At 71.5% G+C, this 23,498-nt stretch carries 24 protein-coding genes and 1 pseudogene; 11 read left to right on the forward strand and 14 right to left on the reverse strand.

What is annotated here, in order from left to right:
* Positions 1–2 precede the first annotated feature (2 nt).
* Together ACFZBP_RS38440 and ACFZBP_RS38445 are read left to right on the forward strand one after the other, a co-directional pair.
* Complete coding sequence (locus ACFZBP_RS38440) at positions 3–551, forward strand: hypothetical protein (protein WP_383452618.1); 549 nt, start codon at positions 3–5, stop codon at positions 549–551.
* The gene (locus ACFZBP_RS38445; RefSeq protein WP_383452620.1) at positions 541–1,548 is read left to right on the forward strand and encodes a serine/threonine-protein kinase; all 1,008 of its coding nucleotides are present in this window, start codon (positions 541–543) and stop codon (positions 1,546–1,548) included. Before ACFZBP_RS38440 ends, ACFZBP_RS38445 begins: the two co-directional genes overlap by 11 nt.
* Positions 1,549–1,560: 12 nt before the next feature.
* Here ACFZBP_RS38445 and ACFZBP_RS38450 read toward each other — a convergent pair whose 3' ends face one another.
* Positions 1,561–2,847 (reverse strand): streptophobe family protein, encoded by a 1,287-nt coding sequence (locus ACFZBP_RS38450; RefSeq protein WP_391420546.1) that lies wholly within the window; start codon positions 2,845–2,847, stop codon positions 1,561–1,563.
* A 216-nt stretch (positions 2,848–3,063) separates the two neighbouring features.
* Here ACFZBP_RS38450 and ACFZBP_RS38455 point away from each other — a divergent pair, with 216 nt between their 5' ends.
* The 3 genes from ACFZBP_RS38455 (at position 3,064) to ACFZBP_RS38465 (ending at position 5,415) form a co-directional block, all read left to right on the forward strand.
* On the forward strand, positions 3,064–4,323 hold the full coding sequence (locus tag ACFZBP_RS38455; RefSeq protein ID WP_391420548.1) for a DUF6777 domain-containing protein: 1,260 nt from the start codon (positions 3,064–3,066) through the stop codon (positions 4,321–4,323).
* A gap of 98 nt (positions 4,324–4,421) precedes the next feature.
* Entirely contained in the window at positions 4,422–4,877 is a 456-nt protein-coding gene (locus tag ACFZBP_RS38460) for an ATP-binding protein (RefSeq protein ID WP_383452626.1), read from the forward strand.
* An 82-nt stretch (positions 4,878–4,959) separates the two neighbouring features.
* Entirely contained in the window at positions 4,960–5,415 is a 456-nt protein-coding gene (locus tag ACFZBP_RS38465) for a helix-turn-helix domain-containing protein (RefSeq protein WP_391420551.1), read from the forward strand.
* A 15-nt stretch (positions 5,416–5,430) separates the two neighbouring features.
* Here ACFZBP_RS38465 and ACFZBP_RS38470 read toward each other — a convergent pair whose 3' ends face one another.
* Together ACFZBP_RS38470 and ACFZBP_RS38475 are read right to left on the reverse strand one after the other, a co-directional pair.
* A complete protein-coding gene (locus ACFZBP_RS38470) occupies positions 5,431–6,033 on the reverse strand; it encodes a ClpP family protease (protein WP_383452630.1) in 603 nt (200 codons plus the stop codon).
* Between the two features lies 1 nt (position 6,034).
* A complete protein-coding gene (locus tag ACFZBP_RS38475) occupies positions 6,035–6,673 on the reverse strand; it encodes an ATP-dependent Clp protease proteolytic subunit (RefSeq protein WP_383452633.1) in 639 nt (212 codons plus the stop codon).
* A gap of 169 nt (positions 6,674–6,842) precedes the next feature.
* On the opposite strand from ACFZBP_RS38475, the gene ACFZBP_RS38480 reads away from it, so the two are divergent.
* Positions 6,843–7,325, forward strand: coding sequence for a VOC family protein (locus ACFZBP_RS38480; protein ID WP_383452635.1), 483 nt, complete (start codon positions 6,843–6,845; stop codon positions 7,323–7,325).
* An 8-nt stretch (positions 7,326–7,333) separates the two neighbouring features.
* On the opposite strand, the gene ACFZBP_RS38485 is transcribed toward ACFZBP_RS38480, so the two are convergent.
* From ACFZBP_RS38485 to ACFZBP_RS38510, 6 genes and pseudogenes are all read right to left on the reverse strand, one after another.
* Positions 7,334–8,245, reverse strand: a complete 912-nt coding sequence (locus tag ACFZBP_RS38485; protein WP_391420554.1) for an SGNH/GDSL hydrolase family protein — start codon at positions 8,243–8,245, stop codon at positions 7,334–7,336.
* 118 nt (positions 8,246–8,363) lie between these two features.
* Positions 8,364–9,242: a geranyl diphosphate 2-C-methyltransferase gene (locus ACFZBP_RS38490; RefSeq protein ID WP_391420646.1), complete on the reverse strand. Its 879-nt coding sequence runs from the start codon at positions 9,240–9,242 to the stop codon at positions 8,364–8,366.
* Between the two features lie 50 nt (positions 9,243–9,292).
* On the reverse strand, positions 9,293–10,345 hold the full coding sequence (locus ACFZBP_RS38495; RefSeq protein ID WP_383452638.1) for a family 2 encapsulin nanocompartment cargo protein terpene cyclase: 1,053 nt from the start codon (positions 10,343–10,345) through the stop codon (positions 9,293–9,295).
* 16 nt (positions 10,346–10,361) lie between these two features.
* Entirely contained in the window at positions 10,362–11,798 is a 1,437-nt protein-coding gene (locus ACFZBP_RS38500) for a family 2B encapsulin nanocompartment shell protein (RefSeq protein WP_383452640.1), read from the reverse strand.
* Positions 11,799–12,098: 300 nt separating this feature from the next.
* Positions 12,099–12,896 carry a zinc-binding alcohol dehydrogenase family protein gene (locus ACFZBP_RS38505; protein WP_391420648.1) on the reverse strand — a complete coding sequence of 266 codons (798 nt, stop codon included), beginning with the start codon at positions 12,894–12,896 and terminating at the stop codon, positions 12,099–12,101.
* Positions 12,799–13,122: pseudogene (locus tag ACFZBP_RS38510) on the reverse strand (alcohol dehydrogenase catalytic domain-containing protein); the annotation flags it as partial. The gene ACFZBP_RS38505 and the pseudogene ACFZBP_RS38510, both read right to left, overlap by 98 nt.
* A 135-nt stretch (positions 13,123–13,257) precedes the next feature.
* On the opposite strand from ACFZBP_RS38510, the gene ACFZBP_RS38515 reads away from it, so the two are divergent.
* Both ACFZBP_RS38515 and ACFZBP_RS38520 read left to right on the forward strand, forming a co-directional pair.
* Positions 13,258–14,061: a VOC family protein gene (locus ACFZBP_RS38515; protein ID WP_383452643.1), complete on the forward strand. Its 804-nt coding sequence runs from the start codon at positions 13,258–13,260 to the stop codon at positions 14,059–14,061.
* Positions 14,062–14,108: 47 nt separating this feature from the next.
* The gene (locus ACFZBP_RS38520) at positions 14,109–14,789 is read left to right on the forward strand and encodes an RNase H family protein (protein WP_391420559.1); all 681 of its coding nucleotides are present in this window, start codon (positions 14,109–14,111) and stop codon (positions 14,787–14,789) included.
* Positions 14,790–14,816: 27 nt separating this feature from the next.
* Here the strand turns inward: ACFZBP_RS38520 and ACFZBP_RS38525 are convergent, their stop codons facing one another.
* On the reverse strand, positions 14,817–15,641 hold the full coding sequence (locus tag ACFZBP_RS38525; protein ID WP_383452647.1) for a tyrosinase family protein: 825 nt from the start codon (positions 15,639–15,641) through the stop codon (positions 14,817–14,819).
* 34 nt (positions 15,642–15,675) lie between these two features.
* A complete protein-coding gene (locus tag ACFZBP_RS38530) occupies positions 15,676–16,047 on the reverse strand; it encodes a tyrosinase family oxidase copper chaperone (protein ID WP_391420562.1) in 372 nt (123 codons plus the stop codon).
* Between the two features lie 346 nt (positions 16,048–16,393).
* Here ACFZBP_RS38530 and ACFZBP_RS38535 point away from each other — a divergent pair, with 346 nt between their 5' ends.
* On the forward strand, positions 16,394–17,605 hold the full coding sequence (locus ACFZBP_RS38535) for an FAD-dependent monooxygenase (RefSeq protein ID WP_391420651.1): 1,212 nt from the start codon (positions 16,394–16,396) through the stop codon (positions 17,603–17,605).
* 7 nt (positions 17,606–17,612) lie between these two features.
* Here ACFZBP_RS38535 and ACFZBP_RS38540 read toward each other — a convergent pair whose 3' ends face one another.
* On the reverse strand, positions 17,613–19,301 hold the full coding sequence (locus ACFZBP_RS38540; protein WP_391420565.1) for a cholesterol oxidase substrate-binding domain-containing protein: 1,689 nt from the start codon (positions 19,299–19,301) through the stop codon (positions 17,613–17,615).
* 137 nt (positions 19,302–19,438) lie between these two features.
* On the opposite strand from ACFZBP_RS38540, the gene ACFZBP_RS38545 reads away from it, so the two are divergent.
* Positions 19,439–20,422, forward strand: coding sequence for an aldo/keto reductase (locus ACFZBP_RS38545; protein WP_391420567.1), 984 nt, complete (start codon positions 19,439–19,441; stop codon positions 20,420–20,422).
* Positions 20,423–20,504: 82 nt separating this feature from the next.
* Positions 20,505–20,987, forward strand: a complete 483-nt coding sequence (locus tag ACFZBP_RS38550) for a DUF6328 family protein (protein ID WP_383452657.1) — start codon at positions 20,505–20,507, stop codon at positions 20,985–20,987.
* Positions 20,988–21,017: 30 nt separating this feature from the next.
* Here the strand turns inward: ACFZBP_RS38550 and ACFZBP_RS38555 are convergent, their stop codons facing one another.
* Positions 21,018–22,061: a hypothetical protein gene (locus ACFZBP_RS38555; protein WP_391420570.1), complete on the reverse strand. Its 1,044-nt coding sequence runs from the start codon at positions 22,059–22,061 to the stop codon at positions 21,018–21,020.
* Positions 22,062–22,138: 77 nt separating this feature from the next.
* Positions 22,139–23,110, reverse strand: a complete 972-nt coding sequence (locus ACFZBP_RS38560; protein WP_383452662.1) for an LLM class F420-dependent oxidoreductase — start codon at positions 23,108–23,110, stop codon at positions 22,139–22,141.
* Between the last annotated feature and the right edge of the window lie 388 nt (positions 23,111–23,498).

A 23,498-nucleotide genomic window follows, 5' to 3' on the forward strand; every position in this document is an offset into this window, starting at 1 on the left:
AGATGACTTCCCCCGGCTTCCGGCCCACCCACGTCGTCCCCCAGCGCGGCCTGCCCGCCTGGGAGGAGCCCGACCCCGCCCGGCCCACCGTGCCCCTGGACGCGTTCCTGCCGGTCCAGCTCGTCGAGCGGCGCGGCGACTGGAGTCATGTCCTGTGCGCCAACGGCTGGTCGGCCTGGGTCGACGGCCGCTTCCTGGTCGCAGTCCCCCAGGACCCGCCCACCGCCGACGGCGGCCCGGTCACCCGTACGGCCGATCCGCGCCCGCTGCTCACCCGCGTCGAGCGGGCCCTGGCCGACTACCGGTCCGCGGTGGAGGACCTGGCGTCCGGCGGCCTGGACGGCGAGTCGTTCCACGCCCGTACGTCGGGGCTGCGGATCGGGGCGGTCGTCGACGGGGAGTCCATGTGGCTGTACGACGCCGAGCAGGCGCGGTGGGAGTACGTGGAGGGCGCCCGGCTGACCACCTACGCCACGGACGACGGCCCCCGCGCCGCCGCCGCCGACCCCGGCCATGCCCCGACCAGGGTCGTGACACCCGATGGCCCGTGACACCAGCCTCTTCTCCGGCCGGCCCTCCGAGCTGATCGGCCGCCAGGTCGCGGGCTACCGCATCGAGCGCGAGATCGGCCGGGGCGGCATGGCGGTGGTCTACCGCGCGAAGGACCTGCGCCTGGAACGCACGGTCGCGCTGAAGCTCCTCGCGCCCGAACTCGCCCGCAACGACACCTTCCGCCGCCGCTTCACCCATGAGTCCAGGGCGGCCGCAGCGATCGACCATCCGCACATCGTGCCCGTCTTCGAGGCCGGTGAGACGGACGGCGTGCTGTACATCGCGATGCGCTACGTCTCCGGCAGCGACCTGCGTCATCTGCTCGACAGCCAGGGTCCGCTGACGCCCGCGACCGCCCTGCGGATCGCCGCGCAGGTCGCCTCGGCCCTCGACGCGGCGCACGAGAACGGCCTGGTCCACCGGGATGTGAAACCCGGCAACATCCTCGTCGCCCGCGGCACCGACAGCGAGCACCCCGAGCACGCCTACCTCACCGACTTCGGCCTGACGAAGAAGTCCCTGTCCCTGACCGGGTTCACCACCGTCGGCCAGTTCGTCGGCACCCTCGACTACGTGGCCCCCGAGCAGATCTCGGGCAAGCCGGTCGACGCGCGCTGCGACGTCTACGGTTTCGCCTGCGTGGTCTACGAGTGCCTGACGGGCCACCCGCCGTTCCGCCGCGACGAGGACATGGCCCTGCTCTGGGCCCACCAGTACGACGACCCGCCACCCGTCACCGAGGCACGCCCCGAACTCGCCCCACCCGTCGACGCCGTCTTCGCCGACGCCCTGGCCAAGAGCCCCGACGACCGGCACGACTCCTGCCTCGCCTTCGTCACCGACCTGCGCGCCGCGGTCACCGGCGGCCCCACGGGCGGCCGCCCCGCGACCGCGGTGGACCACAAGGTCGTACAAGCCCCCGAAGCCCCCGAAGCGCCCGAGAAGAGCCCCCCGAAGCCACCACCACGCTGGGCGGAACCCGTGTTTCGGCGATGACGGCCGAGCCCCTCAGCCTTCCCCGCGCGCCGCGACCTCGCCCCGATGCCGCAGCGGCCGGGCCAGCAGCGCGCCGAGGAAGCCCGTGACCAGCCCCCACAGCAGGGCCAGGCCGATGGCGGACCAGATCTGGGGTGTCAGGAGGAGTTCGCCGGACAGGTCGCCGCCCAGTTCGCCGATGCCGAGCACCGAGAGGCCGTAGTGGGCGGAGGTGCGGACCAGGAGGCAGATCGCCAGGACCGTGAGGGCCAGGGCCACCGCCATGTGCACGGCGTGCTGCCAGGGGCGGATCCGGGCCGGCGAGCGGCGCGCCATGACGAAGGCGGCGGCCAGCAGCAGGACCGCGTCGACGGCGACCAGCAGCCACACCCGGGCGTCGTGCTCGGAGAGGGTGCCCAGGTTCAGCTCGGAGACCTCGCCGCCGCGCAGCACCTCGTCGAGCACATGCGGCATGGGCAGCCCGAACGGCCCGTCCACCCTGCCGTCCCAGGTCGCGCCGAGCCCGATCGTCAGGGCGAGCCACACCAGGTTCGGCAGCCCCAGCAGCATCGCCGCGAACGTCTCGGCCGGATGCCCCCGGGTCGCCGCGACGACCACGCCGATGACCCCACCGAGGGCGACGTACGTGAGCAGCACCGCCACCATGGCGTACGCGGCCGGCCGCACCGACTCCTGGAAGCGCAGCAGCCGGCCCGGCAGCGGGGCCCCGCGCGAGACCAGCAGGGCCAGGAACAGCACGCCCAGCAGCCACAGCAGGCCGAACAGGACGCTCGACACGACGTCCGTGGTGAAGCCGACCTCAGGGGAGATGCCGAACAGGTCGCCGATGTCGGCGAGCACGTCCTGCCCGAGCTCGTCGAGGGAGAGGGAGAAGCTCTGGCGGGCGGCGAAGGACAGCCCCAGCAGCGCGGCCAGCCACAGCACGGCGATCCTGGCGGCCCACCCGGCCAGCTCCCCGGCGCCCGCGACCGCCCGGTGCCGCAGCGGCCGCAGGAAACCGGCAGCCAGGACGAGCGCGCCGGTGAGCGTGACGGACAGCGGGATCACGGTCAGCCCGACGTCGGGATCGGCCAGCACCCCGGCGTCCCCGGACAGCTCGATCGTGCCGCCCACCGCCGTGACCACGGTCGCCGCGACGACCCGGGGGAAGGCGTTGTCGGGGAGGTCGGCCGCGCCCGCCGCCCACAGCCCCAGCGCGGCGACCGCTCCCATCGCGACCAGCCCGGCCAGCACCGTGACGAGGGCCCGCACCCAGCCATGGGCGGCCACGGCCGGACGGGAAGGGGGCAGCTCGCTCACCCTGACCACGCTAAGCAGCGCCCCAGCCGCGCGCCCGCCGAGAGGTCCGTCCGCGTCGGCTTGCGTACGGACGGCCACCGGAGCACAGAATGGGAGAGCTGCCAAAAGGTGACAGAAGTAGCAGAAGCGGCAAGACGAAAGTGGCAGAAGGCATAGGCGTCGCAGGAATTCCGCGCCGGGCATCCCGCACGAATCCTGCGTCGGGAAGAAGGCCTCGTGAGCGTCGAACCTCCGTCGTCCGGCCGTCCCTCAGGACCGCCCTCGGGCCCCCTGTCGGGCCCCTCCCAGCCGCCCTCGGGCCCGCCCGCGCCGCCCCCGTCCGGCAGCGGCGCGGGCGCGCCGAGCCCCGAACCCCACCAGCCCTGGTGGAAGTCCGTACCCCGTATCGCCATCCTCTCCACCGTGGTCGTGGCCGCCGTGGTCCTGGCCGTCGTCCTCTCCCGCGGCGACGGCAGCACCGGCGACAGCGCACAGGGAGAGGTCTTCCTCCAGGCCGCGGGCAGCACCGGCCCCGACCCGTTCACCGAGTCCACGGCCGAGGACAGCTCCGCCCCGCCCGTCACCCCGTCCCCGGCCACCGAGTCGGCCCCCTCGAACGCGGTGATCGGCGTCGACGGCGGCGCACCCGGCCTCTACGGCGGCACCCGCAATGTGGCCAGCTGCGACGTGGAGAAGCAGATCAAGTACCTCCAGCAGGCCCCGGAGAAGAACAGGGCCTTCGCCTCGGTCGCCGGCGTCGAGGACTCCGACGTGCCCTCCTATCTGCGCTCGCTCACCCCCGTTCAGCTCCGCATGGACACCCGCGTCACCAACCACGGCTACCGCGACGGCGCCGCCGACCCCTACCAGGCCGTCCTCCAGACCGGCACCGCGGTCCTCGTGGACGACCACGGCGTGCCCCGCGTGCGCTGTGCCTGCGGCAACCCGCTGACCGAGCCGGTCGCCCGGCAGGGCACCCTCAAGCAGAAGGGCGACTCCTGGCCGGCGTACCGCCCCTCGAACGTCGTGGTGGTCACCCCGGCGACGAAGGTCGTCAAGGAGTTCGTCATCTACGACCACGACCACGACGAGTGGGTCGCCCGCCACCGCGGTGACGACGCCCACAAGGACAAGAAGACCAAGCGTCCCGTGAAGCCCTCCCCGTCGGTGAGCGTGTCGAAGCCCACCTCGCCGAGTTCCCCCGCGTCGATCACCCCGACGACACCGTCGAAGGACGAGACGTCGAAGGACGAGACGACCAAGGACGAGACGACCAAGGACGAGACCACGAAGGACGAGACGACCAAGGACGAGACCACGAAGGACGAGACGACCAAGGACGAGACCACGAAGGACGAACCCACGTCCGAAGAGCCGACGACGGAGCCCGAGTCGCCCGAGACCACCACGTCGTCCCAGGAGCCCCCGGACGAGGAGATGACCACGGAGTCACAGTCGACGTCCGGCAGCATGCCGGAGTCCTCCCCGCCGCTGTGACGTACGGCGCCACCTGCACGGTGACTGCGCGGCTCCGCTCTGGGTACGAGGACTGGTGCAGCAGTGTCCGGCCAGTCCGGCTTCCGAGAGAGAAACGCATGATCGAGCACGTGGACGGGGCAGTGATTCCGACTGGTTTCGACGTGCCCGTGGAACCGCTACGGCGGGCGGCGCACTACAGCGGCGAACCGGGATGCATCGCCGAGGCACGGTCCTTCGCCGCGCTCTTCCTCGGCCGGCTCAGGACCGAGTGGTGCGCCACGATCGCACAGCCCGCCGAGGACAAGGTGCTCCTCGTGGTCAGCGAGTTGGTCACCAACGCCGACCGACACAGCAACGGCCCGTACATCCTGGACCTGGAGGGCACCGACGACGCGGTGACGGTCTGCGTGTACGACAGCAGCTCCGCACTGCCCCGCCGCTACCCGAGGGATCCCGAACGCGTCGGCCGGCACGGCCTGGAGATAGTCCACGCGCTCGCCGCCGAGGTCGCCGTCGAGCGCGTGCCGGTCGGCAAGCTGGTGCGCGCGGTGCTGGCGCTGACCGACGCGTGACGGGCGGGGCGGGAACCGTGATTTCCCCGAGGGCGGAACGCCGATCCCTTCCCCTCGCGTCCCCCGCTCATAGGCTGGGCAGGTGAGCAATCAAGCGCCGAACGAAGCCCGCGTCATCCCGTTGCGCCCACCGGCCGCCCGCCCACCGGCCGCCCACGCGCCGATCACCCCCGTGGCCCCGCCCGCGCCGCCCGCCGCCGCACCGTCGGACCGCGCGGCCAGAGAACCCCTGTGGCGCGACCTCGTCGGCGACGTCCTGCGCCGTGAGCGGCTCGCCCAGGAACGCACCCTCAAGGACGTGGCCGACGCCGCCCGGATCTCCATGCCGTATCTCTCGGAGGTCGAGCGCGGCCGCAAGGAGGCCTCCTCGGAGGTCCTCGCGGCCGCCGCCCACGCCCTCGGACTCGGCCTCGGCGACCTGCTGTCGCTTGCGCAGGGCGAGTTGGTCCGGCTCGCCGGGCGCCAGGTGCCGGGCATCAGCCGCGCCGGCCGCGCCAGGACCGGTTCGTCGTACGACGGGATGTGCCTGGCGGCGTGAGGCCGCGCCGGTGCCTCAGACCCGCGCGAGGCGCCGGCTCACCACCTCGTCGGCCAGACCGTACGCCACCGCCTCCTGGGCGGTGAACACCTTGTCGCGGTCCATGTCCGCGCGCAGCGTCGCGATGTCGTGCCGCGTGTGCCGGGCCAGCACCTCCTCGACCTGGGAGCGGATCCGGACCATCTCCTTGGCCTGGAGGGCGAGATCGGAGACCGTGCCCTGGCGCCCGCCGCTGGCCGGCTGACCGAGCAGCACGCGCGCGTGCTCCAGCACGAACCGTCGCCCCGGATCCCCTCCGGCCAGCAGGACCGCCGCCGTGGACGCCGCCTGGCCCACGCAGAACGTGGAGATCGGCGCCTGCACGTACGTCATGGTGTCGTAGATCGCCATGAGCGAAGTGAACGAGCCGCCGGGGGAGTTGATGTAGATCGCGACCTCGCTCTCCGGCGACGCCGACTCCAGATGGAGCAGTTGCGCGATGACGACGTTGGCGACACCGTCGTCGATCTCCGTGCCGAGGAAGATGATCCGCTCCGACAGCAGCCGGCTGAACACGTCGTAGGACCGCTCGCCCTGCGGGGTGCGCTCGACGACGTTCGGAATCGTGTAGGTCCCCATGTCACAGCCCCATCCGTCGTCGGGAGGAAGCCGGGCGGACGTCCGCGAGGGACTCCACCACCCGGTCCACCATGCCGTACTCCCTGGCCTCCTCGGCCGTGAACCAGCGGTCGCGGTCCCCGTCCCGGGAGATGGTCTCCGGACTCTGGCCGGTGTGCTCCGCGGTGATCCGCTCGATGGTCCGCTTGGTGAACTCCAGGTTGTCCGCCTGGATCTCGATGTCCGCGGTCGTGCCGCCGATGCCCGCCGACGGCTGGTGCATCATGATCCGCGCGTTCGGCAGCGCGTACCGCTTGCCCTCGGCGCCGACGCTCAGCAGGAACTGCCCCATGCTCGCCGCGAAGCCCATGGCGAGCGTCGAGACGTCGTTCGGGATCAGCCGCATCGTGTCGTAGATGGCGAGCCCCGCGTGCACCGAGCCACCGGGGCTGTTGATGTACAGGGCGATGTCGGTGCGCGGGTCCTCCGCGGACAGGATCAGCAACTGGGCGCAGACCCGGTTCGCGGAGACCTCGTCGACCTGCGTGCCCAGCAGGACGATGCGCTGGGCCAGCAACTGGGACGCGAGCTGGTCGTCGAAGCGGGTGGGCGCGGTGTCGCCCTCCTCCGCACGCGGAGCGAGCGTGGTCGGTGGTGTCATCGGTTCTCCTCGTCGTGGCGGGGTTGCCGTCGACTCCACTCTTGACCGCGGACGCCGCCGAAAGGCTGTTTCTCTGCCCGTGGCAGATTCGCCATGGGCAGAGCGATGAGTTCCGGCGCGAGGATCGGTCGACAGAGGTGACAGCGTCCCGCTCGCCCAGGAGGTACTCATGGCATCCGACGGTTTCACCACGTGTCTCTGGTTCGACGGCCAGGCGGAGGAGGCCGCGCATTTCTACGTCTCGATCTTCAAGAACTCCAGCGTCGGCAAGGTGGCGCGCTACCCCGAGGGCGCCATGCAGCCCGCCGGCAGCGTGATGACCGTCGAGTTCACCGCCAACGGCCACCGGTTCCTCGGACTCAACGGCGGCCCCCAGTTCAAGTTCACCGAGGCGACCTCCTTCATGATCTTCTGCGAGAACCAGGAGGAGATCGACTACTACTGGGCCAAGCTCACCGAGAACGGCGGCGAGCCCGGCCCGTGCGGCTGGCTCAAGGACCGGTTCGGCGTCTCCTGGCAGGTCGTCCCCGACCGGCTCGACGCGATGGTCACCGACCCGGACCCGGAGAAGGCGGCCCGGGTGACCAAGGCGTTCATGGCGATGCACAAGTTCGACATCGCCGCCCTGGACAAGGCCTACGCGGGCGAGTGACCCGTGCCCTACGGGTTCCCGCGGATCGCTCGGGTGATCTCCAGGGCGATCCGCAGGATCCCGGGGGAGCGGACCGGGCAGGGCTTCGGCGTGGACGTCGTGGGCGCCAGACAGAAGTGCAGGTAGTCGTCGTCGCGGTGCAGGGCGGTACGGTCGCGGCCCGGCTGGGTGCAGTACCCGTCGTGGGCGCGCTCGTACGCCGTGCACGGCAGGTCCCGCACCCAGGAGTAGCGCGCCCCGGCCGCACTCACCGCCCGGCCCGCGTCGGCGACCAGGTCGCCCGAGGCGGCGGCCCGCTTCTCGTAGAGCGCGTTCACGCGCCGCACCCGGTCGGGAGTGATCGGGTCCGGGCCCTGGAGCACCCAGACGATCCGGGTGTCACCGGCCGCGGCGATCTGGTCGGCGAGCCGCTCCATGTCCGCCGCGTACCGCGCGAAGTACTTCTCGGGCGAGGCGTCGTGGGTGATCCCGTCCATGCACGGCGTGTAGCCCCACGCGTTGCCCCAGAACTGGAGCACCACGAAGTCCGGCCGCAGCCGGCGCACCAGGGTGGCCGCCTTGTCAGCGACCGGCACGAGGGACCGCTCGCCCGTGCCCTCCAGGTAGTCGCACAGGGTGGTGCCCGAGTACGGGGCGCTGGTGTACGTCGCCCGCAGGTCGCGGCGCAGCTCCTGGCCGAGCACCTTCTGCGCCTCCATGGCGAGCGAGTCGCCCAGGTACAGCACGCTGGGCGCCTTCGCGGGGGCGCTCGTACGGGCGCCCGTCCCCGGTGAGGCCGGCGCCCGCTGGTGTGTGGTGGCCCCCGCCCGCGGCACCTCCGGGGGCGGCGCGGCCTCAGGCCCCGACGCCGGGTCCCCGCACGCGCCGAGCAGGACGGCGGCCAGCAGCGCTCCCACTCCCACGATCCACGGCCTGCGCATACGGCGACTCCCGCCCCGGGCACCGGAAAACGGTTCCCCAGGCAAGCACAGCCGCGACCGAGGGGGAAGACCCGCGTCGGCCACACAAGACCGCGGCCGACGCGGGCCCGTCCGTCGCTCAGACGCGGTCCGCCGCGATCAGCAGATACTGGAAGCTGCCGTTGCGGTACGCGTTCAGGAACGTCTCCTCGATGCCCGTCACCAGGTGGTCGGCCTCGCTGCGCAACTCCCAGTAGGGGATGGTCGCTTCGGTGAGGTCCTCCACATGGACCGGGACGAGCCGGTTGCGGGCCATGGCGCGGAAGTACTCCGAGCGCGGGTGGATGTCGCAGATGTAGTGCGCGTTGATGAGGGACACCTCGCGGGAGGCCTGCCCGTAGGTGTCGTTGTAGCAGCCGGTGATCGTCACATAGCGGCCGCCGCGGCGCAGCAGCCGGGCGTGCTCGGCGAACAGCAGGTCGAGCTCGACGTACATCGTCGACTCGTTGTTCCAGGACGCCGCGTACGCTCCGGTCTGCAGCCCGGTGTCCAGCATGTTGCGATGGTGGTAGCGCACGCGGCCGTCGATGCCCCGCTTGCGGGCCTGCGCGTTGGCGAACGCGGCCTGCTTCTCCGAGATGGTCACGCCGTCGGCGTGGCAGCCGTACCGCAGATGGGCCGTGACGCTGCCGCCGCCGCGCCCGCAGCCGGCGTCGAAGACGCGGTCGGCGGGGGAGAGCGGGCCGAGATGGTCGGCGAGGAGCTCGGCCTGGGCGTGCTCCAGCCGGTGCAGTTCGGTGGTGATGCGCTCCCGCCGCAGCTCGGGGTCGGGTTCGTCGAGCACGGTCCGGTCGGCGGCGCCGATGCCGTAGTGATGGTGGTAGAGATCGTCGAGCTTGCCGAGTTCGAGGTTGACCGGGTTCTCCTCGGCGTTCCAGTAGTCCGCGACACGGGTCTGGTACGTCGACTGGGTCGGCACCTGGACCGCCTTGGTGCCGGCTTCGGGGGCGATGGTCAACTGGGACTCCTCGTTCTGGTACGTGTGACGCTCTGTCATTCGATCGCGCTTTACCAGTAGTTGGGCAGGTGGTAGCGGTGGCTGTTGGTGGCGTGCCACTCGTGGTTGCCGGCCACCCAGTCGGACAGGCCACGGACATAGCGCTCGACGAGCGGTGAGGTGGCCGACAGCACGGCCGACTCCTCCTCGAACGCCTCCATGATCCGGTTGTGGATCTCGACGGCCCTCAGATACGCCGCCTTGAGACCGCAGCGCTCGTTGCGGGCGATGACCTGCGGCAGGTTCAGATGGTCGGGGTCGCTCGCGAGTTCCTTGGTGAAGGAGTAGAGGTCGTTGACGATCGTGGTGGCGTTGCAGGCGAGCGCCGTGACCCGCTGGATCTCGGGCCGGGCGTACACCGGCTCGGGCAGCTCGTAGCCGTCCACGGCGTCCACGATCGACAGACAGGGCCGGAAGTTGTTGAACTGCCGCATCACCAGGTACTCCCAGACCCGCGGGAGATACCGGGTCTCCATCCAGGCGGCCTCCGCGAGATAGCCCAGATGCAGCCGGGCGATGTCGTGGACGAAACGGTCGGTCTGGCTGGGCGTGGCGAAGGCCGCGTAGTCCTGGAGGGCGAAGTGGTACGAACGCAGCGGCCCGTCGGCCCGTACGCCCTCCCGCCACTCCTCCTCCAGCTCGGGGATCCCGTGGAACGGGTCGAGCGCCGACTGGGCCAGGATCAGCGGACCCCCGAGGCCTCGCCGCGAACCGCCGCGCCCCTCGTCCTCCTCGCAGTAGCAGGAGTCGACGACGTTCTCGGCGAGCAGCAACTCGCCGGCGACCGTCAGCCGCTCCAGATCCAGTGCCTGAGGATGCTGCAGCACCACGGCCCGCCCGAACTGGAACCCCGAGAAGTCGCCCTGCCACGCCTCGGGGAACAGATCGAGGCGCCGGGCCCAGTCCTCCAGCCTGCGGTCGATCTCCGCGGCCTTCTCGGGGTCGGCGGGCGCGACCTGCCGGTACCGCAGGCCGGGGATCGCCCCGCCGCGCCGCGGGGTACGGAGCGTGCTCGCGATGTTCGGCGGTCCCGGCATGCTGAAGCCGGCGGAGGACGTGCTCATCGGGTGCTCCACGCGGTCACTCGGCCGTCCGGCCGATCTGGGCGTTCTCCAGGATCCCGACCGCGTCGGGGACGAGGATCGCCATCGAGTAGTAGGCGGTGACGAGGTAGCGGATGATCGAGTTGGTGTCGATGCCCATGAACCGCACGTTCAGGCCCGGCTGGTACTCCTCCGGGATCCCCGTCTGGTACAGCCCGATGGCGCCCTGGTCGCCCTCGCCGGTGCGCAGCGCGATGATGCTGCTGGTGTGCTGCGGACTGATCGGGATCTTGTTGCACGGGAAGATCGGGACACCGCGCCAGGCGGGGATCTCGTGCCCGTCGACGTTCGCGGTGCCGGGCACCAGACCGCGCCGGTTGCACTGCCGGAAGAACGCCGCGATGGCTTTCGGATGGGCGATGAACAGCTTGGTCTTGCGGCGCATGGAGAGCAGTTCGTCCATGTCGTCCGGGGTCGGCGGCCCCGTGAAGGTCGGGATGCGCTGCCCGTAGTCGGCGTTGTGCAGCAGCCCGAACTCCCGGTTGTTGACCAGTTCCCACTCCTGGCGTTCGCGGATCTCCTCGACGATCAGACGGAGCTGTTGCTCGGTCTGGTTCATCGGGTCGTTGAAGAGGTCCGCGACCCTGGTGTGGACCCGCAGCACGGTCTGGGTGAGGGACAACTCGTACTCGCGCGGCGCGAGTTCGTAGTCGACGTAGCCCCCGTTGATGGTCGGCTCACCGACATGGCCCGCCTGGACCGGGACGTCGGCCTCGCCCTTGCGGTTCATGGGCAGGCTCTGGCGTTCGGCGTAAGCCTCCAGGTGCGCCGCCAGGGACGGCACCCGGTCGGTGAACTCCGTGACCACGGCCCAGGGGAGGGCCAGAAGCACGCCCGCCGTCTCGGCCCGCACCGAGCTGAGCCACAGCGGGTCCCGCTGGCCGATGCCCTCGTCGCCGAGCTGGTCGCCGTCGGTGACGACCCCGAGGATCTCCTCCTCGCCGTACTTGCCCGAGGCGAAGCGCGTGAACCGGCCGTGGACGACGAGGTAGGCCTCCGTGACCGGCTGCCCGGCCTCGACGAGGATCTGGCCGGCCCGGACCTCGCGCACCCGGAACCGGGTCGCGATCTCCTTCAGGACGTCGATGTCGGAGTAGCCGCGCAGCACCGGCAGCTCGGTGAGCGTCTGCGGGATGACCTTGATGTCGTAGGCGCCGTTCTGTTCGAACTGCACCCGGCCACGGCCCACGCGCAGCTGGAGGCGCCGGTTGACCCGGTAGGTGCCGCCCTTGACGTCCACCCACGGCAGCATCTTGAGCAGCCACCGCGAGGAGATGGCCTGCATCTGCGGTTCGGACTTGGTGGTCGTCGTGAGCTGGCGTGCCGCGTGGGTGCTGAGACTGGTGAGTTGTCCGTCGGCTGAAGGGGCCGGGTCCTCGGCTGCGGGTCCGGTGACGCTCTCGGGTACGGACACGTATCTCTCCCTGGAGGGTGATCAGGAGTGAGCAGAGTGATCGGTGACGACGAGTGGACTGGCGGGTGATGACGACGACCTCTGGGCGCGTGACGAGATGTGCCTCGTGGCACGGGTGAGCCGTACGCGCCGCAGGGACAAGCCAAACAGCGCAGGTGGTGGGCCCGGTACGGCGCGAAGGGGGCGGTTTGATCACCTGGGTGGTGCAAACACTCCCTGGAGGCAGAGGGCACACGCGCCCGTGCCCGCACGCCGGTCGCTTTCGCCTCGACGTGCGGGCGCGAGGGGCGCGCGCGGGTCTCAGGACAGGTCGTTCACCAGCACGGCGGCCCCGTCGAAACGCCCTGCAGCGAGATCCCGCAGCGCCTCGTCCGCCCGCGACATCGGATAGGTGTGCGTCGTGGCGTGTACGGCGTGTTCGGCGGCGAGCGCCAGGAACTCCCGGCCGTCTTCGCGGGTGTTGGAGGTGACACTGCGCAGCTGCTTCTCGTAGAAGAGCTCGCTCTCGTAGCGCAGCGCGGGGACGTCGGTGAGGTGGATGCCCGCGACCGCCAGCGTCCCGCCCCGGTCGAGGGCCCGCAGGGCCGGCGGGACCAGCTCGCCGGCCGGCGCGAACAGGATCGCGCTGTCCAGTGGCTCCGGCGGCGTCTCGTCCGGGCCGCGGGCCGAGGCGGCGCCCAGTGCGAGCGCGAGCCGCCGCGCGGCCGCCCCGCGTGTGACGACGTGCACGGTGGCGCCCTCGGCGATCGCCACCTGCGCACACAGATGAGCGCTGCCCCCGAAGCCGTACAGCCCGAGCCGCCCGCCCGGCGGCAGCGCCGACCGCCGCAGCGCGCGATGCCCGATGATCCCGGCGCACAGCAGCGGCGCGCACGACACGTCGTCCAGCTCCTCGGGCAGCCGGTAGGCGAACGCGGCCGGCACGGTCGTGAACTCCGCGTACCCCCCCGTCGGCGTCCCATCCGGTGTACGCCGAGGCCGGGCACAGGTTCTCCGCGCCGCGCGCGCAGTGGCCGCAGGACCCGTCGGTCCGCCGTAGCCAGGCCACCCCGACCCGCTCCCCGCCGTGGAAGCCGTGCACCGCCGCCCCGCACCCAGCGACCACGCCGACGACCTCGTGCCCGGGCGTCACCCCGGCCCGGCGCACCGGCAGATCACCCTCGGTGACATGCAGATCCGTACGGCACACCCCGCACGTCCGCACCCGCACCAGCAGCTCGTCGTCCCCCGGCACCGGAACCGGCTTCTCCACCAGCCGCAGCGACCCCGCCCCGAGCGGCCCCGGCTCGACCACCGACCACGCGCGCATCGTCCCGTCCGCCATGCCGAGTCCCGTCCGCCGACCGGTCGCGTCCACCACCAGTCTGGAACGGAACCGGGCATTCGGCGCGCGCCCCTTCTCCCCGGTGACTAGCGTAAGAATCCGGACAACCCACCGAGCCGGGAGAGGGCGGCAGCCATGGCCGTGAAACCTGAGGGAACCCCCGTCTGGGCCGACGCGATGTTCACCGACCTCGAGGGCGCCAAGAGCTTCTACGGCGACGTCCTCGGCTGGACGTTCGGCGAGGAGTCGTCGGAGTACGGCAACTACACGCAGGCCTACGCGGGCGGCAAGGCGGCGGCCGCGGTCGTCCCGCCGATGCCCGGCCAGGAGGGCCAGTCGCAGTGGTGCCTCTACTTCGCCTCCCCCGACGCCGCCGCCACCGCCGCCACGATCCGGGACAACGGTGGCGAGATCCTGATGGAGCCGATGGCGGTCGGTGACTTCGGCACCATGTGCCTGGCCCGCGACCCCGGTGGCGTCGTCTTCGGGGTGTGGCAGGCCGGTACCCACGAGGGCTTCGACGCGGACGTGCGGGAACCAGGTGCCTTCTGCTGGGCGGAGATCTTCACCCGCGCCCCGGAGAAGTCCGACACCTTCTTCCCCGCCGTCTTCGGCTACGGGCAGCGGCAGATGCAGGACGACGCGATCGACTTCCGGCTCTACACCCTCGGCGGCGAGACCATGGCCCTGGGCCGGATGAGGATGACCGACGACTTCCCGCCCGAGGTCCCGCCCTACATCAACGTCTACTTCAACGTCCCCGACTGCGACGACGCGGTCGCCAAGGCCACCAAGCTCGGCGCCGTCCTGCGCTTCGGCCCGATGAGCAGCCCGTTCGGCCGGTTCGCCGCGCTGAGCGACCCCCAGGGCGCGAACTTCTCGGTGATCGACACCAACACCACCGAGGGCGACATGCCCGAGCTCACCGACGTCTCCTGACCGACTCCGCGGCCGGGCGCCCGGCCCGCCCATGGCATGATCGGCACATGCTTGAACGTGTTGTGGCCGCGTGCGACGGGGCTTCGAAGGGAAACCCCGGGCCCGCGGCCTGGGCCTGGGTCATCGCCGACGAGACGGAGGCCCCGGCACGTTGGGAGGCGGGACCGCTCGGCAAGGCCACCAACAACGTCGCGGAACTCACCGCGCTGGAGCGCCTGCTCGCGGCGACCGACCCCGGCGTTCCGCTGGAGATCCGCATGGACTCGCAGTACGCCATGAAGGCCGTCACCACCTGGTTGCCCGGCTGGAAGCGCAACGGCTGGAAGACGTCGGCCGGCAAGCCGGTCGCCAACCAGGACCTGGTCGTACGCATCGACGAACTGCTCGCCGGCCGCACCGTCGAGTTCCGCTACGTCCCCGCCCACCAGGTCGACGGCGACCCGCTCAACGACTTCGCCGACCGCGCCGCCAGCCAGGCCGCCGTCGTGCAGGAGCCCGCGGGCAGCGGCCTCGGCTCTCCGGAGCCGCCGCCCTCCCCGGACACCCCGTCGGCCAAGGCCCCGCGCCGCAAGGCGGCGGCGCCCCGGAAGAACGGCAGCTCCTCGCGCACCATCAAGGCCAAGTTCCCCGGCCGCTGCGTCTGCGGGCGCGGCTACGCGGCGGGCGAGCCCATCGCCAAGAACCCCCAGGGCTGGGGCCACCCGGAGTGCCGTACCGCGGAGTCCTGACGCCGGGCCCGCCGAGCCCTACGGGGCTCAGGCCGCGTCGAACGTGTAGTGCGCGGTGTGGTCCAGCAGGTCGGCCGGGCGCACGTCGTTCCAGGGCTTCATCGTGTCGTTGATGTCGATCACGTTCGGTGTCCCGGCGGTCGGCACATAGCCCGAGCCGGGGTGCCGGCGCTGCCAGTCCGCCCACAGCTTGTCGATGTAGGCGTGGTGCAGCCAGAACACCGGGTCGTTCGGCGACACGCCGGTCGCCATCTGTCCGCCGACCCAGACGTGCACCCGGTTGTGCAGATTGACGCCGCGCCAGCCTTCGAGGTGGTTGCGGAAGCCGTCGGACCCGCTGTTCCAGGGCGCCATGTCGTACACCGGCATGGCGAGCACGGACTCCACCTCGGCCCGGGTCGGCAACTCCCGTACGGCGGTGCCGAGCGAGCGGCGCAGGAACGTACGGCCGTCGACCCGTACGTTGATCGGCCAGTTGCCGGCCGACGCCGCGAACGGCCCGTCCGTCACCTGCCCGTCGCGGCTGCGCCCGGTGCCGCCGAGGAAGTCGGGCGCCCACAGCGAGGACCGTATGGAGCGGTCGGTGCTCCAGTCCCAGTACGGCAGCGCCACCGAGGCGTCCACCTCCTGCAGGGCGTGCTCGAACTCCAACAGGAATCTGCGGTGCCAGGGCAGGAAGGACGGTGAACGGTGGCCGACGCGCTCCCCGTTGTCGGTGTCACCGACGATGAAGGCGTTGTGCGTGGTGACGAACGCGTCGTAGCGGCCGCTGCGCTTCAGCTCCAGGAGGGCGGCGACGAATCGGCGCTTCTCGTCGGCGGTGAGCAGGGCCTGGTTCTTGCGGACGGTCATGGTAGAGCGTGCTCCAAGGTGCGGGTGCGGAAGGTCAGTTGGCGGGGAAGGGCAGCAACTCGGCGCCCTGCAGCTCGTCCACGGCGGCACGGGCCGCGGCGCGCGGGGTGGGGACCGGGTCGTAGTGGCTGACGACGCTGATCCAGCTGCCGTCGGCGTTGCGCATCACATGCAGCTCCACCCCGTCGACGAACACCGCGTATCCGCCGCCGTGCTGGTGGTGGCCGCCCCCGGAGGACGGCCTGCCCTGTATCCGGCGGCCCTTGTAGACCTCGTCGAAGGACGGCAGGGCGTGGTGGTCGGATCCGGCGGCGGACGCGGTGAGGGCGGTGACCGCCGGGACACCGGCGGCGGTGGCGAGGACGGCCGCGGCGGTGAGCGCGTGGCGACGGCTGAGTTCCGGCATGCGGACCTCCTGGGTTCGTTCGGTTGACGACTCCGCATGCCTATCGGGCCTGATGAGAGTGGGTGAAATCGGCCGGGAGTGGTTGGCTCCGATCCGGACAAGTGCCTACATGTCGTGCAGACTTGAACCAAGATGATCTTGCCGTGCGGGGCCCTCGCGGATGCCGGAACGGGGAATTCCTTCCCCTGGGGATCGCGATTTAGGTGGTCCTTCGCGGGCGGGCGGGGTGCGAGTGGTCTGTCTCACCGGTCGAAACTGGCGCGATCCCGAATGTCGTGGCCAAGGGCCGTCGCCTTGCTACCCTGCGGGGTGATATGACCGTTTTAGACCATTTCTAGGGGTGCGCGTGAAGGTCGCCTGCGTCGGTGGCGGGCCCGCCGGCCTGTATCTCTCGATCCTGCTGAAGCTGCGGGACCCGTCCCACGACATCACCGTCTACGAACGCAGCCCGGAGGGCTCCACCTACGGCTGGGGCGTCACGTACTGGCGCGGACTGCTCGACAAACTGTGCGAACACGACCCCGTGTCCGCCCGCGTCATCGAGGACAGCTCGGTCCGCTGGAGCGAGGGCGTCGCCCACGTCCGGGGCCGCACGACCCGCAGACCCGGCGACGCCGGGTACGGCATCGGCCGCCACCGGCTGCTGGAGATCCTCGCCGAACGCGCCCGCGCTCTGGACGTACGGCTGAGGTTCGAGCAGGAGATTACGCCGGGCAACCTGCCCGCCGCCGACCTGGTCGTGGCGAGCGACGGCGTCCACAGCGCCCTGCGCACCCGCCACGCCCACCACTTCGGCACGGAGAGCAGGGCCGGCCGCAACCACTACATCTGGCTCGGCACCAGCAAGAACTTCGAGGCCTTCACCTTCTCCTTCGTCGAGTCCGGCCACGGCTGGATCTGGTGCTACGGCTATGGCTTCGGCCCCGACGCCGGCACCTTCGTCGTCGAGTGCGCCCCCGAGACCTGGACCGGCCTCGGCTTCGACACCGCGTCCGAGGCCGAGGCCCTGGCCGTGCTGGAGAAGATCTTCGCCGGTGTCCTCGACGGCCACCCCCTCATGGGCCGCGCCGGCGCCGACGGCAAGGCTCAGTGGCAGACCTTCCGCACCCTGACCAACCGCACCTGGTACCGCGACAACCTCGTCCTGCTGGGCGACGCCGCCCACACCACCCACTACTCCATCGGCGCCGGCACCACCCTCGCCGTGGAGGACGCCGCCGCCCTCGCCACAGCGCTGCACGAGCACGCCGCCCTCCCGCAGGCCCTCGCCAGCTACCAACAGCGGCGTCAGCAGGAGCTGTTGGCCGTCCAGAGCGCGGCCCACTACAGCGCCCGCTGGTACGAGGACCTGCAGCGCTACATCCATCTGCCTCCGCAGCAGATGTTCGCCCTGCTCGGCCAGCGCCACTCGCCCCTGCTGCCCTACGTCCCGCCGCAGCTGTACTACCGGCTCGACCGGGCGGCCGGACAGTCACTGGCCTGGCGCCGCCTCAAGCAGTGGATCGGAGTGAGGGTCGCCCGCACCGTGCACGCCAGGACCCTGGCCTCCCGCGAGTGACCGGACCTCACCGGAACAACCGGTCGAGGAAGGCGTTGCCGAACACCCCGTGCGGGTCGAGCCGGTCCAGGGCCGCGGAAGCCTCGCCCCACGCCTCCGCCCCGAAGGCACCGGGCACGACCGCGCCCAGCACTTCGCCGTCGCTCCAGGGGGCGTCCCGGGTGTAGGCCCAGCCCTTCGACCACTCGACCCGCGTCATGGCGTACTCGCCGTCGAAGGTGCGCAGCAGGAACCGCTCGATCTGGCTGAGGAACGCCTCCGCGTGCGGTGTGCCGGGCAGTGTCAGGATGTTCAGCCACACCGCGGTGTCCCACTCGGGACGGTCACCGCGCGGCGCGAGCGCCGACAGCAGCGGCGTCCGCGCCCCGGCCACGCCGGCGTCCGCCGGATCGTCGAGCCCCGTCACCCGGATCTCCACCGACCCGTTGACCGGGAACTGCCCCCGCTCGGCGTACGCCGAGAGCCGTTCCCGGTAGAAGGCGGTGAACTCGGCGACCACACGCTGCACCTGGTCCCTGCCGGTCAGTACCGCGTAGCCGTTCGTGGCGATCCGCAGCGTCGTCGGCCGCAGGTACAGCAGTGTGTTCTTGGACGGGCCCCAGATGTCCGCCGACAGCGTCGCCACCAGACCCAGCGCGGCCACGTCGTACTGCGCGTTGCCCAGCACCGGCGCCAGATACCAGGCCCCGTCCGACACCATCCGCCCGGCCAGGTCCGCGACCGGCGTCGGGACTCTGTCGGAGAACGGGTAGTTGTACGGCGTCCGCACCTCCCGCGCGGTCAGCGGCCGGGTCGGGGAGACGCTCCACACCTTCAGCCACGGGAACTCGGTGAAGGCGAACCAGATCGCCTCGACGCGCCCGGCCCGGTCGAGGAAGCTCGCGAGGGTGCGTCCTTCGGCGCCGGGCGCGGCGAAGAGCTCGCCGGCCGGGATGTCCGTACGGCTGACGCACCGCAGGTCGCTGTTTGCGCCGGCCCGCAGCACCACTTCGGTGACTAGGGCGCGGCCCAGATGGGTGAGCAGGGCGGCGCAGTCCGCCTCGTCACGGTCGTACGTCCGCAGCACGTACGCGCCGGCGGTCTCGTCCCAGACGACGGCCGTCAGCGACAGCACGAGATTGCTCAACGAGCCGTACGTGTGCCCGGGCAGCCGCTGCTCGCCCCGGGCCGGTACGGCGCTGCCGTGCGCGTCGATCGCCAGGGCGCCGCCGAGCGTGAGGTTGCCGGGCGCGGGTGCGGCGGTGACGCCGAGGCCGTGCTCCTCCAGATAGGTGAGCAGGGCCTCCAGGGTGACGCCGGTGCCGGCGCGCACCGAGGTGGGCGACTCCAGGGACAGTCCGGTGAGACGGGAGGCGGTGTCGACGAGGAGGACCGGCGCGTCCGACGCCGTGCCCGGCGTGATCGTCAGCGGTGACCAGCCGTGCGACGAACCCCGCGCGCGGACTCTCCTGCCCTGCCGCCACGCCCAGTTGACGACGTCGACCACCTGATCCGGGCCGTCCGGAGCGCAGGCCCACAGCCCGTCGGCGGTGATCTCGCCGACCCAGTTGCGGTATGCCGAGCGGTACAGCGCCACGTCCGACGGGAAGTCCGGCAACTCCTGGGCGGCGACGGCCGTATCCGCCGGGAGAAGAGTCGGTGCGGCCGCCAGCGCGGCGGCGCGGAGGAAGCCCCTGCGGCTGAAGTCGTCGTTCACGGGCTCACGCTAGGGACCGGCTTGACACCCGCCGCGGGCCTGTCGATCCGATTCACCCTTGTGGGTGATGGATTCACAGGTAACGGCGTGGAGGGGGCCGTTCCGCGCAGGTCGACGACCAATGACACACTGGCGCCATGGACGAGCGTGTAATCGGTAGGTCGGGTCAGCGGGCATCCGTCGTCGGTCTGGGGACGTGGCAGCTGGGCGCCGACTGGGGAGACGTCGACGACAAGGAAGCCCTCGCGGTGCTGGACGCGGCCGTCGAGTCGGGGGTGACCTTCTTCGACACGGCCGACGTGTACGGCGACGGGCGCAGCGAGCAGACCATCGCCGCCTTCCTGCGCGCCAGGCCCGAGCTGGACGTCTTCGTGGCGACCAAGATGGGCCGCCGCGTCGACCAGATCCCCGAGAACTACGTTCTCGACAACTTCCGCTCCTGGAACGACCGTTCGCGCCGCAACCTCGGCGTGGACCGTCTCGACCTGGTCCAGCTGCACTGCCCGCCGACGCCCGTCTACTCCACGGACGAGGTGTTCGACGCCCTGGACACCCTGGTCGCGGAGGAGCGCATCGCCCACTACGGCGTCAGCGTCGAGACCTGCGAGGAGGCGCTGACCGCGATCGCCCGGCCGGGCGTGGCCAGCGTGCAGATCATCCTCAACCCGTTCCGCATGAAGCCGCTGCGGGAGGTGCTGCCCGCCGCCGAGAAGGCGGGAGTCGGCATCATCGCCCGCGTGCCGCTGGCCTCCGGCCTGCTGTCCGGCAAGTACACCAAGGACACCGTCTTCCCCGCGAACGACCACCGCACCTACAACCGGCACGGCGAGTCCTTCGACCAGGGCGAGACCTTCTCCGGCGTCGACTACGAGTCGGGCGTCGAGTCGGCCGTCGAGTTCGCCGCCCTCGCCCCCGAGGGCTTCACCCCCGCCCAGCTGGCGCTGCGCTGGATCATCCAGCAGCCCGGCGTGACCACCGTGATCCCCGGCGCCCGCTCGCCCGAGCAGGCCCGCGCCAACGCGGCCGCCGCCGCGCTGCCGGAGCTGTCCGCGGAGACGCTGGCCGAGGTCCGCGACCTCTACGACCGGCGGATCAAGGACCAGGTGGAGGGCCGCTGGTAGCCGCGTGGGCTCCGGTAGCGGCACGCCGCTGCTCCCGGAGCCCCCTCGTTTGAGCGTTCAAGGTCGGGGTTACCCGTCCCGCATGACGGAGAACGCAAGACGGACCGGCCGCGACGAGAGCGAGGACGAGCGGGCCGACCGCATGTGGGGTGAGCTCCTCCAAGAGGTCCGCGTGGCCCAGATGGGCGTTCAGATCCTGTTCGGCTTCCTGCTCACGGTCGTGTTCACCCCTAAGTACGCCACCCTGGGCGATACGGACCAGACGATCTACATCGTGACGGTCGTCCTGGGTGCCACAGCCACCGGAGCCATGATCGGCCCGGTCTCCCTGCACCGTCTGGTGTCCGGGCGGCGCATCAAGCCGCAGGCCGTGAGGTGGGCCTCCCGGCTCACCTTCGTCGGACTGATCCTGCTCCTCGCCACCACCGCGTCCTCGCTCCTGCTGATCCTCCGGGTCGCCACCCACGACGGCTACGTCCCCTGGCTCGTCACCGGCGTGGTCGTCTGGTACCTGCTGTGCTGGTTCGTCCTGCCGATGTGGACGCGCCGCCGCTACACGGAGTGAGCGACGGCGCGAAACGAGACGTGAGCGGTGTTACTGCTCTGGCACCGCGCCTCCCTGCGCTCCGCGCAGCGCCGTGATGCAGGTGGAGATGGCCTGCTGGAGCTCCTCCAGCCGCTGCACCATGTCGTCCTCGACGAACTCCTGCACATCGTCGAAGGTCAGCTCCTCGAAGACCTTCGTCGCCTTCTGCAGGCTGCTGTAGAACTTCGTCCGCCGCTCCCGCACCCGCAGTTCGGGGTCGGCCTCCACGGTCTCGGCGACGAGGGTCTTCATGGTGTCGTAGGCCTCGGTGGCCCACTCGCCCGTGTCCTCGTCGTCCTCCAGCTCCTCGATGAGGGACAGATGCCGCTCGGCCTCCTGGCGCACGTCGACCGGGGCGTCGAGGGTCTGCCCGGCCGGGGTCTTGATCTGGCCGGACTCGGCGATCTGCCGGACGTAGCCGATCCGGTCGGCCGCGCGGCTCTCCGTGGCGACGGCCTTCTTCAGGTCATCGGTGCGTACGACGTCCCGCGCCAACTCGGCCTGGAGGTCCGGGTCCTCGCGGACCCGGTCCAGCAGCGCCTGGCGGGCCGCGCGGGCGGTCGAGGGGTCGGCGAGGATCGCGGCCCGCAGCGCCGTCGGGTTCTCGGCGACCTCCAGGGCCTTCGTCGGGCGGATGCCCTCGGCCTCGGCGGCCTCGGAGATGGCGGTGCCCCGCTCGGACGTCGCGCTGTTGCGGGAGACGTAGTAGCCGAGCCACACGTCGGCGTCGGGCAGCTCCACCTCCTGGCCCGGGGCGAGCGCCTCGAAGTGCGGGACGAGACCGTCGTCGGCGGCCCGGTCCCAGGCCTTGTAGTAGCGCATCACACGGTCGGGGGAGCAGCCGGCGAGCTCGGCGAACTCCTTCGCCGACACCTTCGGCGTCTCGCCCGCGCCCTGCCCACCGGGCCGCACGCTGCGCGCCACCATCAGGCCGAAGGCCCACCCTCCGGTCCGGGCGTAGACCCCGAACTCGCGGGCGTCACGGGCGACGAGGTCGGACAGCGGGGCCTGGGGCGAGGGGGACGTCTCGGGCGGGACGAACGCCAGTGTCACGGAAGACTCTCCTGTGGGGGCTGCGCGGACGGCGCGGACGGCGGAAGTGCAACCGGCAGCTTATGGCACCCACGCGGTCAGCCGAGCGCGTCCCGCAGCGCCGGGAGCAGCGTCTTCTCCGCCCAGTCGAGGTACGGCAGCTGGGTGTCGCCGCCGATCTGCACCAGGGCGATCTCGGTGAAGCCCGCCTCGGCGTACGGGCGCACGGCCTCGACGAAGGCGTCCGGGTCGTCGCCGCACGGGATCGAGTCGGCGACGTCGTCCGGGGTGACGAACTGGGTCGCCGCCTCGAAGGAATCAGGGTGCGGCAGCTCCGCGTTGACCTTCCAGCCGCCGGCGAACCAGCGGAACTGTGAGTGGGCGCGCGCGATCGCGGTGTCCCGGTCGGGGTCGAAGCAGACCGGCAACTGCCCCACGCGCGGCTTGCCCTCGCCGCCGTGCCGGTCGAACGCCGCCAGCAGCTCGGCCTTGGGCTCCGTGGCGATCACCAGGTCGCCGAGCCTGCCCGCGAGCTCGCACGACTGGTCCCCGGAGACGGCGATGCCGATGGGCGGCGGCTGGTCCGGGAGGTCCCACAGCCGGGCCGACTCCACGTCGAAGTGCGGGCCGCGACGGTTCACATGGCCGCCCTCGAACAGGGCGCGGATGATCTCCACCGCCTCTTCCAGCATCTCGTGCCGCACGTCCACGGACGGCCAACCACCGCCCACCACATGCTCGTTGAGGTTCTCGCCCGAGCCGAGCCCCAGCCGGAACCGGCCCTCCGACAGCAGTTGCAGCGTGGCCGCCTTCTGCGCGACCACGGCGGGGTGGTAGCGGAACGTCGGACACGTCACATAGGTCATCAGCGGAATCCGCGAGGTGGCCTGGGCGGCGGCGCCCAGCACACTCCACGCGTACGGCGAGTGACCCTGCGAACGCAGCCACGGAAAGTAGTGGTCCGAGGTCACGGAGAAGTCGAAGCCCGCCTCCTCGGCGCGGACCAGGTGGTCCACCAGCTCACGGGGGCCGGCCTGCTCGGTCATCATCGTGTATCCGATCTGCACCATGGGGGCCGAGTCCCCGGACACGGGTGGGTGAAAACGGTACGCAGCGGACGGGAACCCGCAGGACCCCCCACCACAGCCTCGGCCGTGGCCCCGGGCCCCCGTCCCCGGCCCAGGCCCCTCGCCTCCGGCTCTTGGCCCTGGCCTCCGGCCCCCGGCCCCGCCCCCCGAGCCGTGGGCCGTGGGCTGCGGAAAGCCCGTCGGTCCCTGCCCGGGGCTCAGGAGAGGATGTCGGGGCCCTGGTCTCCGTCCCTGGCTTCTGGCCTCCGTCTCCTGGCCCATGGCCTCGGGCCCGGCCTCGGGCCCGGCCTCGGGCCCGGCCTCGGGCCCGGCCTCGGGCCCGGCCTCGGGCCCGGCCTCGGGCCCGGCCTCGGGCCCGGTCTCGGGCCCG

The sequence above is a fragment of the Streptomyces sp. NPDC008086 genome (genome assembly GCF_042957325.1).
Classification (GTDB): domain Bacteria; phylum Actinomycetota; class Actinomycetes; order Streptomycetales; family Streptomycetaceae; genus Streptomyces.

What these genes read in the sequence shown, in the direction of transcription:
- ACFZBP_RS38440 (WP_383452618.1), top strand. Translation starts at nt 3, where the DNA reads ATGACTTCCCCCGGCTTCCGGCCCACCCACGTCGTCCCCCAGCGCGGC.
- ACFZBP_RS38445 (WP_383452620.1), top strand. Translation starts at nt 541, where the DNA reads ATGGCCCGTGACACCAGCCTCTTCTCCGGCCGGCCCTCCGAGCTGATC.
- ACFZBP_RS38460 (WP_383452626.1), top strand. Translation starts at nt 4,422, where the DNA reads ATGATCGAGCACGTGGACGGGGCAGTGATTCCGACTGGTTTCGACGTG.
- ACFZBP_RS38470 (WP_383452630.1), bottom strand. Translation starts at nt 6,033, where the DNA reads ATGGGGACCTACACGATTCCGAACGTCGTCGAGCGCACCCCGCAGGGC.
- ACFZBP_RS38475 (WP_383452633.1), bottom strand. Translation starts at nt 6,673, where the DNA reads ATGACACCACCGACCACGCTCGCTCCGCGTGCGGAGGAGGGCGACACC.
- ACFZBP_RS38480 (WP_383452635.1), top strand. Translation starts at nt 6,843, where the DNA reads ATGGCATCCGACGGTTTCACCACGTGTCTCTGGTTCGACGGCCAGGCG.
- ACFZBP_RS38485 (WP_391420554.1), bottom strand. Translation starts at nt 8,245, where the DNA reads ATGCGCAGGCCGTGGATCGTGGGAGTGGGAGCGCTGCTGGCCGCCGTC.
- ACFZBP_RS38495 (WP_383452638.1), bottom strand. Translation starts at nt 10,345, where the DNA reads ATGAGCACGTCCTCCGCCGGCTTCAGCATGCCGGGACCGCCGAACATC.
- ACFZBP_RS38515 (WP_383452643.1), top strand. Translation starts at nt 13,258, where the DNA reads ATGGCCGTGAAACCTGAGGGAACCCCCGTCTGGGCCGACGCGATGTTC.
- ACFZBP_RS38520 (WP_391420559.1), top strand. Translation starts at nt 14,109, where the DNA reads ATGCTTGAACGTGTTGTGGCCGCGTGCGACGGGGCTTCGAAGGGAAAC.
- ACFZBP_RS38525 (WP_383452647.1), bottom strand. Translation starts at nt 15,641, where the DNA reads ATGACCGTCCGCAAGAACCAGGCCCTGCTCACCGCCGACGAGAAGCGC.
- ACFZBP_RS38530 (WP_391420562.1), bottom strand. Translation starts at nt 16,047, where the DNA reads ATGCCGGAACTCAGCCGTCGCCACGCGCTCACCGCCGCGGCCGTCCTC.
- ACFZBP_RS38545 (WP_391420567.1), top strand. Translation starts at nt 19,439, where the DNA reads ATGGACGAGCGTGTAATCGGTAGGTCGGGTCAGCGGGCATCCGTCGTC.
- ACFZBP_RS38550 (WP_383452657.1), top strand. Translation starts at nt 20,505, where the DNA reads ATGACGGAGAACGCAAGACGGACCGGCCGCGACGAGAGCGAGGACGAG.
- ACFZBP_RS38560 (WP_383452662.1), bottom strand. Translation starts at nt 23,110, where the DNA reads ATGGTGCAGATCGGATACACGATGATGACCGAGCAGGCCGGCCCCCGT.